Consider the following 16,257-nt stretch of genomic DNA (forward strand, 5'->3'; position numbering starts at 1 on the left):
GGCACTTGAGAAAAGGCGCCCGCTGTCCGTAAGGATGGCGGGCGCTTTTTCGCGTTCTCATCCTTCTTTTATTTCGGCCTTATTCCTTCATCACGGTCCGTCCCTAGCTTGCGGCCATGTTCTTCACCTACCTGAGGCGCGAGCTGCGCCGCCGCAGAAAGGCGGCCCTCGTCGTCGCCTCCGGCCTCGCGCTGGGCATCGCGCTGGTCATCGTGGTCAACTCCGTGTCCTCCGGCATGGGGAAGGCACAGGACAAGGTCCTCCAGTCGCTGTACGGGCTGGGCACCGACATGACGGTCACCAAGGCCGCCGCGCCGACGTCGAACAGTTCCGAGCGGCCGCGCTTCCGCTTCGACGCGCAGGACAACGACTCCGACGAGGAGCAGAGCAGCGACCGCGTCATGGTGCAGGGCTTCCAGACGCTGTCGAGCTCGACGGTGGGCAAGGTCGCGGCCCAGAGCGGCGTCTCGGACGCGGTGGGCGGACTGAGCCTGCAAGTCATCAAGGTGGACGGTCAGTTCACCCGCGGTCAGTTCCAGCAGAACGGCAACGGCGGGAGCCAGGGCGGGCCGGGTGCCCAGCCCTCACCGCAGGGCCGCGTCGAGGGCGGCGGCGCCGACTTCGCCGTCAACAACTACTCGGTCTACGGCACCGACGTCACCAAGCCCGCCCTCGGCCCGCTGACCTCCTCGAAGATCACCAGCGGCCGTACCTTCAAGCCGACGGAGACGAACGCCGAGGTCGCCGTCGCCGACTCCGCGTACGCCAAGGAGAAGAAGCTCAAGACCGGCTCCACCGTCACCGTCAAGGGCACCAAGTTCACGGTGATCGGCATCGCCACCGCCGACAGCGGGGACGCGGCCGCCAACCTCTACGTCCCGCTGAAGCAGGCACAGACGCTCGCCGACGCCAAGAACAAGGTCACCACGATCTACGTCAAGGCGACCGACTCCCAGAAGATCGACAGCGTCAAGTCCGCGATCCAGAAGAACCTGCCGGGGACGACGGTGACCACCTCCGCCGACCTCGCGGACACCGTCTCCGGCTCCCTGTCCACCGCCTCCTCGCTCGCCACCAGCGTCGGCAAGTGGCTGTCGATCGTGGTGCTCGTGGCCGCGTTCCTGGTCGCCGGACTGCTCACCTCCTCGGCCGTCTCCCGCCGGGTGCGCGAGTTCGGCACGCTCAAGGCGCTGGGCTGGCCCTCGGGCCGGGTGACCCGGCAGGTGGTCGGCGAGGCCGTGGTCAACGGCCTGGTCGGCGGCGCCCTCGGCATCGCGCTCGGCCTGGCGGGGGCCTACGCCGTCACGGCGGTCAGCCCGACCCTGCAGGCGCAGCTCGGTGGCGGGGGCGGTGGTGCGAGCGGCCCCGGCGGCGGCTTCGCGGGCGGTGGCTTCGGCGGCCCCGGCCGGCAGGCGGCGAAGACCCTCGACGTGGCACTCACCGCGCCGGTCGGCCTCACCACCATCGCCCTCGCAGTCGCCCTCGCCGTGGCCGGTGGACTGATCGCCGGCGCGTTCGGCGGCTGGCGGGCGTCACGACTGCGGCCGGCCGACGCCCTGCGCCGCGTCGAGTAGCGCCGCCGCCCATCCCCCTTTCGTCTCCCAGGAGCTGGCCCATGTACGAACTCAGAAGCGTCACCAAGCGCTACACCCGCGGCAAGGAGACCGTCGACGCTCTCGACGGCGTCGACCTGACCATCCCGGACGGCGACCGGCTCGTCATCCAGGGCCCCACCGGCGGCGGCAAGTCCACGCTGCTGCAGATGCTCGGCGGGCTCGACCGGCCGACCGCCGGTGAGGTCGTCCTCGACGGCACCGACCTGGCCGAGCTGTCCGAGGCGCGGCTCACCAAGGTGCGCAGCGAGAACATCGGCTTCGTCTTCCAGTCCTTCAACCTGATCCCGACGCTCACCGCGCAGGAGAACGTCGAGACCGCCCTGGTGCCGCTCGGCGTGAAGGGCAGGGAGCGGCGCGAGCGGGCCGCCGAGGCACTGACGTCGGTCGGGCTCGGCGAGCGGCTCGGGCATCTGCCGGGCGAGATGTCGGGCGGCCAGCAGCAGCGCGTCGCCATCGCCCGCGCGCTGGTGAAGCAGCCGAAGGTGCTGCTCGCCGACGAACCCACCGGAAACCTGGACGAGTCGATGCGCGACGAGATCATGGACGTGCTCGAACGGATGTGGAAAGAGCTGGGGTTGACCTTCGTCATGGTCACCCACGACTCGGCGCTCGCTAAGAAGGCCCCGCGGGTGGCGACGATCCGTCAGGGCAGGATCGCCGTCCAGGAGAACACGACCGTCCACGGCGCGCCCTGACCCGGCGAACTCGTAACGGAGTTCGCGCGGCAATGTAACAGTCGGCCGACAGTAGGACGACAGATTTCTTACCTTCCTCTCATCTGTTGAGGTCGCTGATCACCCCCCGGCATACTGCCTATTCCGGGGGGTGCACGGTTGTGCGAGATCACCCCCGGCCGGGTGAACGGGGAATTTGCCCGGATCTTCCGCTAGGGGGAATTTTGCGCAGACAAGTGAAAAGGGCGTGCGCGGCCACGGTCGCCGCGGCTGCGGCCGTGGCTCTCGCGGCGGGAATGACCAGCCCGGCGGCGGCCAAGGGGGAGCAGGCCGCCGACTCCGCGAAGGCCTCGCTCGCGTCCAAGCAGCGTGTCACGCTGATCACGGGTGACCGTGTCGTTCTCGACGCCAAGGGCCGTGTCGTCGGCCTGGAGCCGGCGAAGGGACGCGAGCACGTACCCGTCCAGGTCCGCAAGGCCGACGGCCACACGCTGGTGATCCCGGCCGACGCCGCCCGCCTGGTCGCCACCGGCAAGCTCGACCAGCGGCTGTTCGATGTCACCGAGCTCAACAAGACCGCGACCCGCAAGGCCCAGAAGAAGGGCCTGAAGGTCATCGTCGGCTACAAGGGTGCCGCCAAGGCCACCAAGGCCGACGTCCGCGACGCGGGCACGCTCCAGGAGACCCTGAAGACCCTCAACGCCGACGCCGTGCAGACCCCGCACGAGGACGCGCCCGAGCTGTGGGACGCGGTCACCAACGGCGACAAGACGGCCGCCGGCATCGCGCACGTGTGGCTCGACGGCGTCCGCAAGGCCAGCCTCGACAAGTCCGTCCCGCAGATCGGCGCCCCCAAGGCGTGGTCGGCCGGCTTCGACGGCAAGGGCGTGAAGATCGCCGTCCTGGACACGGGCGTCGACGGTACCCACCCGGACCTGAAGGGCCAGGTGGTCGCCGCCAAGAACTTCTCCACCTCCCCCGACGCCACCGACAAGGTCGGCCACGGCACGCACGTCGCGTCCATCGCGGCGGGTACGGGTGCGAAGTCGGGCGGTAAGTACAAGGGTGTCGCGCCCGGCGCGAAGGTGCTCAGCGGCAAGGTGCTGAGCGACGACGGCTTCGGCAGCGACTCCGAGATCATCGCCGGCATGGAGTGGGCGGCCGAGCAGGGCGCCGACGTCATCAACATGAGCCTGGGCGGCGGGGACACCCCCGAGGTCGACCCGATGGAAGCCACGGTGAACCGGCTCTCCGCGGAGAAGGGCGTCCTGTTCGCCATCGCCGCCGGCAACGAGGGCGAGCTCGGCGACGAGACCGTCGGCTCCCCGGGCAGCGCGGCTGCCGCCCTCACCGTCGGCGCGGTCGACGACAAGGACAAGCTGGCCGACTTCTCCAGCCGTGGCCCCGGTCTCGACGGCGCCCTCAAGCCGGACGTGACCGCGCCGGGCGTGGACATCACGGCCGCCTCGGCGAAGGGCAACGCCATCGCCCAGGAGGTCGGCGAGAAGCCCGCCGGCTACATGACCATCTCGGGTACGTCGATGGCGACCCCGCATGTCGCGGGCGCTGCGGCGATCCTGAAGCAGCAGCACCCGGAGTGGAAGTACACCGAGCTGAAGGGCGCCCTCACCGGCTCCACCAAGGGCGGCAAGTACAACCCGTTCCAGCAGGGCTCGGGCCGCATCCAGGTCGACAAGGCCATCAAGCAGACCGTGATCGCCGACCCGGTGTCGGTGAGCTTCGGTGTCCAGCAGTGGCCGCACACCGACGACAAGCCGGTCACCAAGCAGCTGACGTACCGCAACCTCGGTACGAAGGACGTCACGCTCACGCTGTCCTCGACCGCCACCAACCCCAAGGGCCAGGCGGCTCCGGCGGGCTTCTTCAAGCTCGGCGCGACCAAGGTCACGGTCCCGGCGGGCGGCAAGGCCTCCGTCGACGTCACCGTCAACACCAAGCTGGGCGGCACGGTCGACGGCGCCTACTCGGCGTACGTCACCGCGACCGGCGACGGGCAGACCGTCCGCACGGCCGCCGCGGTGCAGCGCGAGGTCGAGTCGTACGACCTCACGCTGAAGTTCATCGACCGCGACGGCAAGCCGGCGAGCAACTACAGCGCGCTCCTGGCCGCCGTCTCCGGTCTGGGCGCGGACCGGTTCTACTCCCCGTACGACGCCGACGGCACCGTCACCGTCCGTGTGCCCAAGGGCGGTTACGTCCTCGACTCCTCGGTCTACGTCGGCAACGACCCCGAGGTGTGGAAGGGCGCCGACTGGATCGCCCAGCCCAAGCTGAACGTCACCAAGAACACCACGGTCACGGTGGACGCGCGCAAGGCGAAGCCGGTGGACATCACCGTGCCGGACGCGGCCGCCAAGCCGGAGTTCGCGGCGCCGATGTACGACGTGACGACGGCCGACTCCGGCTTCGGCTTCGGCTATCTGCTGGAGAGCTACGACAACTTCCGCACCGCGCACCTCGGCCCGCAGATCACCGACGGTTCGCTCACCCAGCAGTGGGACACCCACTGGACCAAGGGTGACGACGAGCAGTACAGCACCACGGTCGGCGGCGAGGTCAAGCAGCTCGCCACGGGTTACACCAAGCACTACAAGGCGAACGAACTGGCCACGCTGAAGGTCGGCATGGGCGCGGCGGCGAGCGGCAAGAAGGGCTCGATCGGCGCGATCGGCTGGCTGCCCGGCAGCAGCGGCGGCTCCTCCATCGGCGTGCAGCAGCCCCTGCCCGGCACCCGGACGCTGCACCTGTCCACCGCGAACGGCGTGAAGTGGGAGGTCAGCTTCGAGCAGTACGCCGGTGTCGACGCGGACGGCTTCCCGGTCATCGACGCGGGCTACGCCCTCGGCGAGAAGACGTACAAGGCCGGCAAGACGTACAAGGAGACCTTCAACACGGCGGTCTTCGGCCCGGCCCTCGACGCCAATTACGGCCTCTACCGTGACGGCAACAGCATCTTCGGCATCGTCCCGCTGTTCGCCGACGGCAAGCGCCACCCGGGTTCCTCGGACTTCACGTCCGTCAACACGACCCTGTACCGCAACGGCACCAAGGTCGGCTCCAACAAGGACCCGCTGTTCGGTGAGGGCGAGTTCAAGGTCCCGGCCGGTGACGCCGAGTACAAGCTGACGACGTCGGTCAAGCGCAGTGTCAAGGTCGCGGCGGCCTCCACCCGCGTCGACGCGAGCTGGACGTTCCGCTCCAAGAAGACCTCCGACATGAAGCAGCTGCCCGCTTCCACGGTCCGCTTCAACGCGACCACGGGTCTGGACAGCAAGGTCGAGGCCGGCAAGAAGGTCAGCATCCCGGTCACCGTCGAGGGCGCGGCCAAGGGCAGCAACCTGAAGTCGCTGTCGGTGTACGTGTCGTACGACTACGGCCAGACCTGGAAGAAGGTCGACGTCAAGAACGGCAAGATCACCGTCAAGAACCCGGCCAAGGGGAAGGCCATCTCCTTCCACGCCAAGATCGCCGACAAGAAGGGCAACAAGTCGACGATCTCGATCTACAACGCGTACTACGGCAAGTAAGCCGCCGAGCAAGTAGGTAAAGCGACCCGCCAGAAGCACCTCTTCTGGCGGGTCGCGTGTGTGTCGACGCGTCGGCAGCGCACGGTTGCCGGGGACGGTGACCCCGATGCGGTGCCCCTGCCGGCCGCCGCTGATCTTCAGCGTTAACAGCCGACTTCCCTTAGAGAAAAGCCTTGTTGTGAAGGACGAAGCGATGCGTCTTGCCGATGGTCCCCGGGTGGAGTGCGAGATCGAGGTTGCCGCTGAGCCGGAGCGGGTGTGGAGACTGGTCTCCGACATCTCCACCTCGGCCCGGTACAGCCCGGAACTGCAGGAGGTGCAGTGGCTCGACGGAGCCGAGGGGCCGGCCGTCGGCGCCTGCTTCGTCGGCCGCAACAGCAATGACCGGCTGGGGGAATGGCGATCCGTCAGCCGCATAGTCGAGATGGTGGAGCCGCGCACCTTCCGGTGGGAGGTCGTCCAGGAGCGCGACCGGTCGGACGGCGAGGCGCTGGCCATCTGGACGTACACGCTGGAACCGGTCGCGGACGGGTCCGCCACCCGCCTGCGGCACGGCATGCGGATCGGCACCGCCCGCGGCCCGCTGCAAGAGTTCGTCGCGCAGAATCCGGAGCGGGAGGAGGAGATCATCGACGGCCGACTGGCGCAGCTGCGCGGCGGCATCGAGGCGACACTGGCAGGGGTGAAGGCGGAGGCGGAGGCCCAGGTGGCCCCGGCCTGAGCGTGTGCGGCCGGGGTCAGACCGACGGCGACGCCCCGGCCGCTCCCGCCCGTGCCGCGTCCGTCCCCCAGCTGGCCAGCAGCCGCAACGCGTCCGCCGACGCCGACCCCGGCTCCGCGTGGAACGTGATCAGGCACTGCTCCTCGTCGTCCACCAGCCGGAACGTCTCGAAGGACAGCGTCAGCTCGCCCACCAGGGGATGCCGCAGGCGCTTGACGCCGTAGCTCTTCTCCTTGACGTCGTGCGTGGCCCAGAGCCGCCGGAACTCCTCACTCTTCACCGACAGCTCGCCCACCAGCGCGGACAGCTGCGGGTCGTCCGGATGGCAGCCGGCGTCCATGCGGAGGTAGCTGACCATGTCGGAGGCCTTCTGGTCCCATTCCACGAACAGGTCGCGGTACTCCGGCTTCAGGAACACCAGCCGGGCCCAGTTCCGCTCCTGAGCCGGCAGTTCCGCCCAGTCGCCGAAGACGGCCGCTGCCATGCGGTTCCAGGCGAGGATGTCCGAGCGCCGGCCCACGACGTACGCGGGGATGCCGTCCAGGGTGTCCAGCAGCTGCAGCAGGGCGCCGCGCACCTGCTGCGCCCGTGCCGCCCGCTTCCTCTTGTGCTGCTTCGGCTTCGCGAGGTGCGTCAGGTGCGCGTGCTCGGCGTCGGTCAGCCGCAGGGCTCGGGCGATCGAGTCGAGGACCTCCGCGGAGACGTTCCGGCCGTTGCCCTGCTCCAGCCGCGTGTAGTACGCCACGGACACCCCGGCCAGCTGCGCCAGCTCCTCCCGGCGCAGTCCCGGCACCCTGCGGTGCCGCCCGAAGACCGGCAGCCCCACGTCCTCCGGCTTCAGCCGGGCACGCCGGGTGCGCAGGAATTCACTGAGCTCGGCACGCCGGTCCAGGCCCCCGCCGGCCTCCTGTGCGGAATCGGGCTGTACGTCCATGCATCCCAGTATTCATGGTCGTACGCACACGAGCCTGACCCCGCCAGTGGTAGGACCGGCGAACGTACGCAAAACCGTGGTCTGGGTGAACGCTCGCCCGACCGGCACGCTGGACGTCGTGCCCGGTCGGAAAGATCAGCTGGACCAGAAGGCAGCCGGGCACGGAAACCGCTAGGAGAGAACCCCGGCATGACCACTGTCGCCGCGTACGCCGCACCCGCCGCCAAGGCTCCGCTGGAGCGGACCACCATCGAGCGCCGCGAGGTCGGCGAGTTCGACGTCCTGATCGACATCAAGTTCGCCGGCATCTGTCACTCCGACATCCACCAGGCCCGCGAGGGCTGGGGCGAGGCGATCTTCCCGATGGTCCCCGGCCACGAGATCGCCGGTGTCGTCTCCGAGGTCGGCTCCGGTGTGACGAAGTTCAAGGCCGGCGACCGCGTGGGCGTCGGCTGCATGGTCGACTCCTGCCGCGAGTGCGAGAACTGCAAGGCCGGTCGGGAGCAGTACTGCGTCAAGGGCAACGTCCCGACGTACAACGGCATCGGCAAGGACGGCGAGCCCACCTACGGCGGCTACTCGCAGAAGGTCGTCGTCGACGAGAACTACGTCGTCCGCATCCCCGACGGCCTGTCCCTCGACGTCGCCGCGCCGCTGCTGTGCGCCGGCATCACCCTGTACTCCCCGCTGAAGCGCTGGAACGCCGGCCCCGGCAAGAAGGTCGCGATCGTCGGCCTGGGCGGCCTCGGCCACATGGGCGTGAAGATCGCGCACGCGCTCGGCGCCGAGGTGACCGTGCTGTCGCAGTCCCTGCGCAAGAAGGACGACGGCCTGAAGCTGGGCGCCGACCACTACTACGCCACCAGCGACCCGAAGACCTTCGAGGAGCTGGCCGGCACGTTCGACCTGATCGTGTCCACGGTGTCGGCCCCGCTGGACTTCAACGCCTACCTGACGCTGCTGAAGACGGAGGGAGCACTGGTGAACGTGGGCGCTCCCGAGGAGCCGGTCTCCCTCAACCTCTTCTCGGTCATCGGCGGCGGCAAGACCCTCGCCGGTTCCATGATCGGCGGCATCGCGGAGACCCAGGAGATGCTGGACTTCTGTGCCGAGCACGGCCTCGGTGCGGAGATCGAGCTGATCCGCGCCGACGAGATCAACGAGGCGTACGAGCGGGTGCTGGGCAGTGATGTGCGGTACCGGTTCGTGATCGACACGGCGACGATCTGATCGCTGATCGCTGATCGCTGATCGGGAACAAGGGCCGTACGGTGTGTCAGCTTTATGGTGGTAAGGACGGGAGGTGTGCATGATGACCGTCCAGCTGAACCACACCATCGTCGCCGCGCACGACAAGCAGGCCTCGGCTCGCTTCCTCGCCGACATCCTCGGCCTGGAAGTCAGCCCGCCGTACGGCCCGTTCATCCCGGTCGAGGTCCCCAACGGTGTGACCCTCGACTACATGGAGACGGACGGCGAGATCACGCCCCAGCACTACGCGTTCCTGGTCTCGGAGGACGACTTCGATGTGATCTTCGCCCGTGTCCGGGAGGCCGGCCTGTCCTACTGGGCGGACCCGTACCACCGTCGCGCGGGCGAGATCAACCACAACGACGGCGGCCGGGGCGCGTACTTCGACGACCCGAACGGCCACCGGCTGGAGATCCTGACCAGGCCGTACGGCAGCGGAGGCTGAAAGAGCCGTCCGCCGCTCAGGAGAACGGCTCGGCCACGACCTCCTTGTCCTCGGGGACGGGGCCGGTCAGCCGGCCCTGGACGGACTCGCACCGGCCGATGCTGTCACTGGCGCCGACCGCGATGCTCGAAGTCGGTCCGCTCCCCATCTTCCCCTCGGGCGTGCCCTTCCCCTTGTTCTCGCTGTTCTCGCTGTTCTCGCGGTTCTCGCTGTTCTCGCGGTTCTCGAAGAGCGTGACGCCCAGGGAGACGACGGTGGCGAGGGAGGCCGCCACGGCCAGACCCGTCATGACCCTGCGCCGCCAACGGGAGCCGGGGTGGAGGGCGTCGGGTTCGTCCTGCGCTTGACGGAGTGAGTACTCACTCCGTACGGTTCCCTCATGAGCGAGCCGCCACCGAGCGAACCCGCCCCCCGCCGCCGCGCCCCCGGCATGAGCCCCGAGCAACGGCGGGCGATGATCGTCGCCGCTGCTCTGCCGCTCGTCGCCGAACACGGGGCCGCCGTCACCACCGCGCGGATCGCCCGGGCCGCCGGGATCGGGGAGGCGACGATCTTCCGGGTGTTCGCGGACAAGGACGAACTGCTGGACGCGTGCGTGGCGGAGGCCCTCAGCCCCGGCCACGTACTGCGGGAACTCGGCTCCATCGACCTGGAGTTGCCACTGCCGGAGCGGCTGACCGAGGCTGCCGAGGCGATGCGCGCCCACCTGGAGCGGATCGGTGCCGTGGTCGGCGCGCTGTACGCGTCGGGGCGGCGGCGCGGGCGCCCGGGCGGCGAGCAGCCCGCGCAGGACGACCGCGAGGCCTCCGCCCGTGCCCTGCGCGAGGCCGTCGCCGAGCTGCTCGAACCCGACCGGGACGCGCTGCGGCTGCCGCTGGAGAAGGTGGCCGCGATCTTCATCGGCACCCTCTTCGCCCAGATGCGCGGCGGGGCCCTCGGCGGAGACGGCCCGACCCCGGCCGACCTCGCCGACGTACTACTGCACGGCGTCCTCAAGCAGCCGCACAGCCAGTCGCACAGCCGGCCGCAAGGCCCCGACGGACCCAGGAGCGTCGCATGACCGTCACCCTCAACCACACCATCGTGCCCGCCGTCGACCACACGGCCGCCGCCCGCTTCTTCGCCACGGTCATGGGGCTTCAGCAGCTGCCGCCGGACGGCCACGGCGGCCACTTCGCGCCCGTGCGGGTCAATGAGCAGCTGACACTGGACTTCATGGCGGTGGACGCGCCCGAGGGGCATCACCTCGCCTTCGATGTCGACCCGGAGACCTTCGACGCGATCCTGGGCCGCCTGCACACCCTGGGCGTCCCCTACGGCAACGACCCGTCCGCGCCGGGCAACGGCCGCGTGGACCACCCCCTGTGTGCCCGGGGGCTGTACTTCACCGACGCGGCGGGCAACCTGTACGAGGTGATGTCACCCAGGTAGCCGGCCGGACCGGCTTCAGCCCTGGTAGGGCGGCGCCGCCCCCCACGTCCACTTCGGTACGGGCTGCTCCGCCGGGGGTGTGGCGTCCGGAGCCGAGAAGTGGACCGCGAGCCGTGTGCCCCACTCCACGTACGCCAGGAACGCCGAACGGAACTCGGCATCGGTCGGCAGGCCGGCCTCGTCCGCGGCGTCCTGGATCAGGTTCACCCAGCGGCGGCGCTGGTGCTCGGTGATGTTCCGGCCGAGGTGTTTGGCGACCATGTGGCCGTGGCCGCCCTGGGTCTCGGAGTAGGCGGGCGGGCCGCCGAAGACCTCGCCGAGCCACAGCGCCACGTGCTCGGCGTGCTCGGGGGCCAGGCCCTCGAAGACCGGGGCGAGGACGTCGTCCTTGAGGACCTTGTCGTAGAAGACGGACGTCAGGCGGGCGAAGGCCTCCGCGCCGCCCGCCCAGGCGTAGAGCGTGGGGACGGCGGCGCCCGTGCCCCGCACCGACGTCGGCTTGTAGTGGCGCATCTCCTCGATGTTCCCGATGTACGGGCGGATCTCCGCCAGAAACGCGGGGAACAGCTCTGATCTGCGGAAACCCTCCAGGTGGTCCTCGGTCGACGTCCATGTGATGCGCAGGACGAAGTGCTCGAAGTCCTCTTCGCACCGCGCCAGCTCGTAGTCGACGCACTGCGGTGCCGCCGCCAGCTGGGCTGCGGCGCGGGTGTAGGCGGCCAGGAACTCCGCCGACTGCTGCTCGGGAATGCGGTAGCGGATGTATTCCACGGTGTGGGCGGTCATGGGTTCACACAAGCACGAAGGACCGACGGAAGCTGCACCTCCGGCGGCCCGTCCGCTGACGGCTCAATGGTTCCCGCCATCACCGTTGCCGTAGCTGCTCTTGAGCCGGAGCGCGGCGCTCACAACGCTCTGAAATGATCGCGGCGCGACGACCGACTCCCGGAGATCGCGGTGATCGCCGAACGACTTGTCACCGACATCCCCGGAGCCTGCGGCGAGACGATTCCGGACGCCGACCACTACCTGCCGCTGCGCACACCCGAACGCCTCACCGAGCTACTGCTGTCACACCTGCCCTGACACGCGCGCACAGCCGGCTCTCACGTCGCGTAGCCGAAGAAGGTACGTCGCAGTCAGCGCAACGGCCCGGTCCGCGTCCCGTGACAGCTCCACAAGGGCACGGGACGCCCTCGTCCCCGGGATGCCCGCCAGCGCCTGGGTCAGCCGCCCGCGTGCGGGCGCTTCCGTGGTGTCGTGGGCGAGGTGGTCGACGAGCCCGCTCGCGATCTGATCCGCCGTCGCGGTATCGCTCGCCAGCACGCTCAGCGCATCGGCTGCATCGGTGTCGTTCCGTCCTTCCACGATCATGTCGATGAGCGTCGGGACCGCATCGGCCACACCCTGTGTCCCGAGCGCCAGAGCCGCGTACCCACGGACCACGACGTCGGGGTGCGCGAGGGCGTCCCGCAGATGCGCGGTGGCCTCACCACCGGGCATCTCGACGAGGGACCGAACGGCACGTTCCCGCACCGCGGCCACCGGTGAGCCGAGGCCCTCCGCCAGCAGTGCCGGGCCGCGGTCGCCCGATCGTGCCAACGCCCATCGAAGGGCCCCGGCGACGTTCGGCTCCGTCTCGCTCAGTGCCGCCTCGACCAGGGCCTCCACCGGCACCGGAATCCCGTCGGCCGAGGAAAGGGCCGCGCGCTGACGCGCGGCGGCGCTCTTCGACTCCAGCGCCTGGAGCAGCGCGACGACCTGGAGGACGTCCTCCCAGCCGGCGGGGTCAGCGGCATCGATCCGGCGCAGCCGCGTGAGCAGCTCGGTCTGCGCCGCGATGCGTTCGCGCGTCTGACGGATGAGGTCGCCGACGAGCGCCGAGGGCGTGAAGCCGGGATCGTCGAGCGCGCGTCCGATCTCACGCAGCGACAGCCCCAGCGACCGCAGGCTCTCGATATGGAAGATCCGCTGGATGTCCTCCCCGGAGTACTCCCGATAGCCGGAGCCGGTACGACCCGACGGCCGCACCAGACCGAGCGACTCGTAATGCCGGAGCATGCGGGCACTGACTCCGGATCGTCGCGCCACCTCGCCGATCAACACGCCCTATCGTCCCTCCTGGCCGGCCCCGCCGAGAACCACGATGCGCTTCGCCTCCTCGATCGCGAACTCGAATCCGGCGTCCGGGTCGCGCAGCAGCCGTTGGGTGGCGAGCGCGTGCGTGCGGATGCGCGGGTCAGGGGCCGTCGTCGCGGCAAGCAGGGCCGGTACGACCACCTCACCCAGCGCGACCAGCGCCCGGCTGAGACTCAGCTGCGTCTCCCGCCCACCGCGCCCCAGCTGCGTCGCCAGCACCGTGGCCAACGCGGACTCCTCGCCTTCCGGCACGAGCACGACCGCGGTCCGCCAGGCGCTCCGCGCGACCTCGTCGTCGGCGTCGGACAGGAGCGTCCGTGTGATCGCCGGCCACGCCTGCCGGTCCCCGATCTTGGACAGCGTGTGCAGCGCCTGGCTCCGTGCCTGCGCACGCTCCGAACGGAGTTCACGGAGCAGCGCGGGAAGCGTCGTCGACACCGGATGGCGGGTGAGCGCCCAGGTCAGCATGTCCCGGACGAAGAACTCGGGCTCGATCGCGCAGCGCTCGATGAGCCTGTCGACGAAGCGCGGGTCAGGCCTCGTGCCCACCGCCAGAGCAGCCCGCAGTCGCACGGACGAGCGGCCGTCCTCCAGCCCCCGGAGTGCTCGCACCACATCAGTGTCCTGCCCAGTGATCGTCATCGGACCACCTCCTCGGCAGGCAGTGAAGACCCTGCCACTGTGTCAAGGTCAAACACCGGAAGCCGAAGGCGCGGTCCAGGCCCCGCGACGCCGGGATGATCCAAACGACAGGGCCTAGCCTCCGGAACCGCTCGCCGTTGTCTTCGTCAGCGGTGGGGCGTCGTGTCCGCCCATGTCGAGACGGAACGGCGGGTACCGATCGGTCATCAGTGCGGCATAGGCACCCACCCGTGCGACCCAGCGGGCGAGGCCGAGCAGGAAGCCGAAGAGGTGCACCGGGTAGCGGGCGGTGAACGCCAGGATGACCACGGCGACCAGGGAGAGGAAGGGGATCAGGCCGGTGCCGTACCAGCCGTCTCCTCTTCCTCCCCAACCCCAGCCACCGGTGAAGATCCCGACGACGATGTACTGCGGGATCGCCAGCAGCCACCACTTCACCAGGACCAGTCCGCGGGAGAGACGCTCGGGGTAGGCGACGTCGAAGTGGGCCGGGTAGTCGGGCGCGTCCGCGAGGGTGAACGGCGGGTACCGGTCGGTGCCGAGCGCGGTGTGGGCGTAATAGCTGACACGCCAGTTCCAGCGCATGACGCCGACGTTGAAGTCGAAGAGCGACCGGGGGTACCGGCCGGTGAACAGGATGGCGAAGAACGCGACGATCGTCACGAAGAAGAACGCGATCCACAAGAAGCACAACACGATGTAGTGCGGGATGGCGAGGAGCCACTTCACCAGCCACAGCCATCTCGACAGCCGAGGATCGAGGGACGCCTCAAGACGTACCGGTTCCATGACGGCAGGCTTGCACGCCAGGTGGAAGGCCGCGACTCGGACTGAGCCCGCGGCTACGACGGGACGGCGGCGGTGTCCGGCTCGTCGGTCCCCGGTTCCCGCGACGGCTCGCTGAGCTGCTCGCGCACATAGTTCCAGACCACCGCGATCAGCGCGGCGACCGGTACGGCGAGCAGACTGCCCACGATGCCGGCCAGACTGCCGCCCAACGTCACCGCCAGCAGGACCACCGCCGCGTGGAGGCCGAGCCCACGGCTCTGGATCATGGGCTGGAACACGTTGCCCTCCAACTGCTGCACCACGACGATGATGGCCAGCACGATCAGTGCGTCCGTCAGGCCGTTGGACACCAGCGCGATGAGCACCGCGACGAAACCGGCGAACAGCGCGCCGATGATCGGCACGAACGCGGAGACGAAGGTCAGCACCGCCAGCGGGAGCACCAGCGGCACCCCCAGAATCCACAGGCCCAGACCGATCAGGACGGCGTCGAGCAGACCGACGGCCGCCTGGGAACGCACGAACGCACCCAGGGTGTCCCAGCTGCGCGCCGCCACGGCGGGGACATCGGTGGCGAGCCGACCCGGCAGCTGCCGGGCGAGCCACGGCAGGAACCGCGGGCCGTCCTTGAGGAAGAAGAACATCAGGAAGAGCGCCAGAACGGCGGTGACCAGGCCGTTCACCACGGTGCTCACTCCCGTGACCACCGCACCGACCATGCTGCCGAGGCCGTCCTGAGCGCGGGCGACCGCGGTGTCGAAGGCCTTGTTGATCTGGGCGTCCCCGATGTTCAACGGCGGCCCGGCAGCCCACTCGCGCAGCTTCTGGATGCCTTCGACCACGCCGTCGGTCAGCTCACCGGACTGCGACGCCACCGGCACCGCGATCAGCGCCACGACGCCCACGGCGACCAGGAGGAACAGCACGGTCACGACCGACGCGGCGAGGGCGGGCCTCCAGCCGTGGCGACGCAGGAAACGAGCCGGGGGCCAGGTCAGTGTCGTCAGCAGCAGGCCGATCACGAGCGGCCACACGACCGACCACATCCGGCCCAGAGCCCACAGGGCGACGGCGAGCAGCACGAATATCAGCAGCAACTCCGCGGAGACCCGCGCCGACGTGCGGAGCGCGGCGCGGGCTCTCGTGGAACTCAGGGTGGCAGTCACGGAGGCACCCTATTGGTACCCCGCTCCCATCGGAATCGCCGTCCCACGATGCTCTCCGAAGCGGCAGCGCTGGTCATCCAGTTCCGCCTCCACGGCGCGGCCGCGCCCGCGCCGCACGCATGCCCGCGCAGCGGGAGCCGTTGCCCCGTGAGGAAGGCTCAGCCTTCCGCCTTGGCGACGCCGACCGGGCAGGACACCCCGGTCCCCCCGATCCCGCAGTACCCCGCCGGATTCTTGTCCAGGTACTGCTGGTGGTACCCCTCCGCCGGGTAGAACGCCCGCCCCTCCGCCGGCAGGATCTCCGTGGTGATCGTGCCGTACCCGGAGGACGTCAGGACCTTCTGGTAGGCCTCGCGGGAGGCCTCGGCGGCGGCTGCCTGGGCGGGGGAGTGGGTGTAGATCGCGGAGCGGTACTGCGTGCCGACGTCATTGCCCTGGCGGAAGCCCTGCGTGGGGTCATGGGACTCCCAGAAGGTCTTCAGGAGGGTGTCGTAGGAGACGAGTGAGGGGTCGTGGACCACGCGGACCACCTCCGTGTGGCCGGTCAGGCCCGAGCAGACCTCTTCGTACGTGGGGTTCTCGGTGTAGCCGCCCTGGTAGCCGACCAGGGTCGTCCAGACCCCGGCCGGGAGCTGCCAGAACTTGCGCTCGGCGCCCCAGAAACAGCCCAGGCCGAAGTCGGCTACCTCCAGGCCCTCGGGGTAGGGGCCGAGGAGCGGGTTGCCGAGGACGGTGTGGCGGTCGGGGACCGTGAACGCCGGTTCCGGGCGGCCGCGCAGAGCTTGCTCGGGGGCCGGCAGCTGGGGCGTACGGCTGTGCAGGAACATGCGGGTCTCCAATCGGGGCGACGCTCACGTCAACGTGCGAGGCCCCGCGGGAATTCCGGCCGGCCCCGCTCCCG

At 69.7% G+C, this 16,257-nt stretch carries 17 protein-coding genes; 9 read left to right on the forward strand and 8 right to left on the reverse strand.

Annotated features, from left to right (window positions below; translation table 11 throughout):
- The first annotated feature begins 116 nt into the window (after positions 1-116).
- From NW895_RS10105 to NW895_RS10120, 4 genes are all read left to right on the forward strand, one after another.
- Positions 117-1,574: an ABC transporter permease gene (locus tag NW895_RS10105; protein WP_289935053.1), complete on the forward strand. Its 1,458-nt coding sequence runs from the start codon at positions 117-119 to the stop codon at positions 1,572-1,574.
- Between the two features lie 41 nt (positions 1,575-1,615).
- Entirely contained in the window at positions 1,616-2,311 is a 696-nt protein-coding gene (locus NW895_RS10110) for an ABC transporter ATP-binding protein (RefSeq protein ID WP_289935054.1), read from the forward strand.
- 215 nt (positions 2,312-2,526) lie between these two features.
- Positions 2,527-5,838, forward strand: a complete 3,312-nt coding sequence (locus NW895_RS10115; protein WP_289935055.1) for a S8 family peptidase — start codon at positions 2,527-2,529, stop codon at positions 5,836-5,838.
- A gap of 193 nt (positions 5,839-6,031) precedes the next feature.
- Positions 6,032-6,559, forward strand: a complete 528-nt coding sequence (locus NW895_RS10120; RefSeq protein WP_289935056.1) for an SRPBCC family protein — start codon at positions 6,032-6,034, stop codon at positions 6,557-6,559.
- 16 nt (positions 6,560-6,575) lie between these two features.
- Here the strand turns inward: NW895_RS10120 and NW895_RS10125 are convergent, their stop codons facing one another.
- The gene (locus NW895_RS10125; protein ID WP_289935057.1) at positions 6,576-7,493 is read right to left on the reverse strand and encodes a helix-turn-helix transcriptional regulator; all 918 of its coding nucleotides are present in this window, start codon (positions 7,491-7,493) and stop codon (positions 6,576-6,578) included.
- Between the two features lie 189 nt (positions 7,494-7,682).
- Here NW895_RS10125 and NW895_RS10130 point away from each other — a divergent pair, with 189 nt between their 5' ends.
- A complete protein-coding gene (locus NW895_RS10130) occupies positions 7,683-8,723 on the forward strand; it encodes an NAD(P)-dependent alcohol dehydrogenase (protein WP_289935058.1) in 1,041 nt (346 codons plus the stop codon).
- An 82-nt stretch (positions 8,724-8,805) separates the two neighbouring features.
- Positions 8,806-9,189, forward strand: coding sequence for a VOC family protein (locus NW895_RS10135; protein ID WP_289935511.1), 384 nt, complete (start codon positions 8,806-8,808; stop codon positions 9,187-9,189).
- A 16-nt stretch (positions 9,190-9,205) separates the two neighbouring features.
- Here NW895_RS10135 and NW895_RS10140 read toward each other — a convergent pair whose 3' ends face one another.
- A complete protein-coding gene (locus NW895_RS10140) occupies positions 9,206-9,478 on the reverse strand; it encodes a hypothetical protein (protein ID WP_289935059.1) in 273 nt (90 codons plus the stop codon).
- Positions 9,479-9,568: 90 nt separating this feature from the next.
- Between NW895_RS10140 and NW895_RS10145 the strand changes: the two genes are divergently transcribed.
- Both NW895_RS10145 and NW895_RS10150 read left to right on the forward strand, forming a co-directional pair.
- A complete protein-coding gene (locus tag NW895_RS10145; protein WP_289935060.1) occupies positions 9,569-10,249 on the forward strand; it encodes a TetR/AcrR family transcriptional regulator in 681 nt (226 codons plus the stop codon).
- Positions 10,246-10,620, forward strand: a complete 375-nt coding sequence (locus NW895_RS10150; RefSeq protein ID WP_289935061.1) for a VOC family protein — start codon at positions 10,246-10,248, stop codon at positions 10,618-10,620. The genes NW895_RS10145 and NW895_RS10150 overlap by 4 nt, the downstream gene beginning before the upstream one ends.
- A 15-nt stretch (positions 10,621-10,635) precedes the next feature.
- Here NW895_RS10150 and NW895_RS10155 read toward each other — a convergent pair whose 3' ends face one another.
- Positions 10,636-11,406 (reverse strand): antibiotic biosynthesis monooxygenase, encoded by a 771-nt coding sequence (locus NW895_RS10155; RefSeq protein ID WP_289935062.1) that lies wholly within the window; start codon positions 11,404-11,406, stop codon positions 10,636-10,638.
- 171 nt (positions 11,407-11,577) lie between these two features.
- Here NW895_RS10155 and NW895_RS10160 point away from each other — a divergent pair, with 171 nt between their 5' ends.
- Positions 11,578-11,706, forward strand: coding sequence for a hypothetical protein (locus tag NW895_RS10160; protein ID WP_289935063.1), 129 nt, complete (start codon positions 11,578-11,580; stop codon positions 11,704-11,706).
- Here the strand turns inward: NW895_RS10160 and NW895_RS10165 are convergent.
- The 5 genes from NW895_RS10165 to msrA form a co-directional block, all read right to left on the reverse strand.
- On the reverse strand, positions 11,692-12,726 hold the full coding sequence (locus NW895_RS10165; protein WP_289935064.1) for a MerR family transcriptional regulator: 1,035 nt from the start codon (positions 12,724-12,726) through the stop codon (positions 11,692-11,694). The genes NW895_RS10160 and NW895_RS10165 overlap by 15 nt on opposite strands.
- 3 nt (positions 12,727-12,729) lie before the next feature.
- Positions 12,730-13,401, reverse strand: coding sequence for a HEAT repeat domain-containing protein (locus NW895_RS10170; RefSeq protein ID WP_289935065.1), 672 nt, complete (start codon positions 13,399-13,401; stop codon positions 12,730-12,732).
- A gap of 114 nt (positions 13,402-13,515) precedes the next feature.
- On the reverse strand, positions 13,516-14,190 hold the full coding sequence (locus NW895_RS10175) for a DUF4389 domain-containing protein (RefSeq protein ID WP_289935066.1): 675 nt from the start codon (positions 14,188-14,190) through the stop codon (positions 13,516-13,518).
- A 53-nt stretch (positions 14,191-14,243) separates the two neighbouring features.
- The gene (locus NW895_RS10180; RefSeq protein WP_289935067.1) at positions 14,244-15,356 is read right to left on the reverse strand and encodes an AI-2E family transporter; all 1,113 of its coding nucleotides are present in this window, start codon (positions 15,354-15,356) and stop codon (positions 14,244-14,246) included.
- Between the two features lie 158 nt (positions 15,357-15,514).
- A complete protein-coding gene (gene msrA, locus NW895_RS10185; protein WP_289935068.1) occupies positions 15,515-16,183 on the reverse strand; it encodes a peptide-methionine (S)-S-oxide reductase MsrA in 669 nt (222 codons plus the stop codon).
- Positions 16,184-16,257 lie beyond the last annotated feature (74 nt).

Source organism: Streptomyces sp. S.PNR 29 (assembly GCF_030386795.1).
Lineage (GTDB): Bacteria > Actinomycetota > Actinomycetes > Streptomycetales > Streptomycetaceae > Streptomyces.

What these genes read in the sequence shown, in the direction of transcription:
- NW895_RS10105 (WP_289935053.1), top strand. Translation starts at nt 117, where the DNA reads ATGTTCTTCACCTACCTGAGGCGCGAGCTGCGCCGCCGCAGAAAGGCG.
- NW895_RS10110 (WP_289935054.1), top strand. Translation starts at nt 1,616, where the DNA reads ATGTACGAACTCAGAAGCGTCACCAAGCGCTACACCCGCGGCAAGGAG.
- NW895_RS10120 (WP_289935056.1), top strand. Translation starts at nt 6,032, where the DNA reads ATGCGTCTTGCCGATGGTCCCCGGGTGGAGTGCGAGATCGAGGTTGCC.
- NW895_RS10125 (WP_289935057.1), bottom strand. Translation starts at nt 7,493, where the DNA reads ATGGACGTACAGCCCGATTCCGCACAGGAGGCCGGCGGGGGCCTGGAC.
- NW895_RS10130 (WP_289935058.1), top strand. Translation starts at nt 7,683, where the DNA reads ATGACCACTGTCGCCGCGTACGCCGCACCCGCCGCCAAGGCTCCGCTG.
- NW895_RS10135 (WP_289935511.1), top strand. Translation starts at nt 8,806, where the DNA reads ATGACCGTCCAGCTGAACCACACCATCGTCGCCGCGCACGACAAGCAG.
- NW895_RS10140 (WP_289935059.1), bottom strand. Translation starts at nt 9,478, where the DNA reads ATGACGGGTCTGGCCGTGGCGGCCTCCCTCGCCACCGTCGTCTCCCTG.
- NW895_RS10145 (WP_289935060.1), top strand. Translation starts at nt 9,569, where the DNA reads ATGAGCGAGCCGCCACCGAGCGAACCCGCCCCCCGCCGCCGCGCCCCC.
- NW895_RS10150 (WP_289935061.1), top strand. Translation starts at nt 10,246, where the DNA reads ATGACCGTCACCCTCAACCACACCATCGTGCCCGCCGTCGACCACACG.
- NW895_RS10155 (WP_289935062.1), bottom strand. Translation starts at nt 11,406, where the DNA reads ATGACCGCCCACACCGTGGAATACATCCGCTACCGCATTCCCGAGCAG.
- NW895_RS10170 (WP_289935065.1), bottom strand. Translation starts at nt 13,401, where the DNA reads ATGACGATCACTGGGCAGGACACTGATGTGGTGCGAGCACTCCGGGGG.
- NW895_RS10175 (WP_289935066.1), bottom strand. Translation starts at nt 14,190, where the DNA reads ATGGAACCGGTACGTCTTGAGGCGTCCCTCGATCCTCGGCTGTCGAGA.
- msrA (WP_289935068.1), bottom strand. Translation starts at nt 16,183, where the DNA reads ATGTTCCTGCACAGCCGTACGCCCCAGCTGCCGGCCCCCGAGCAAGCT.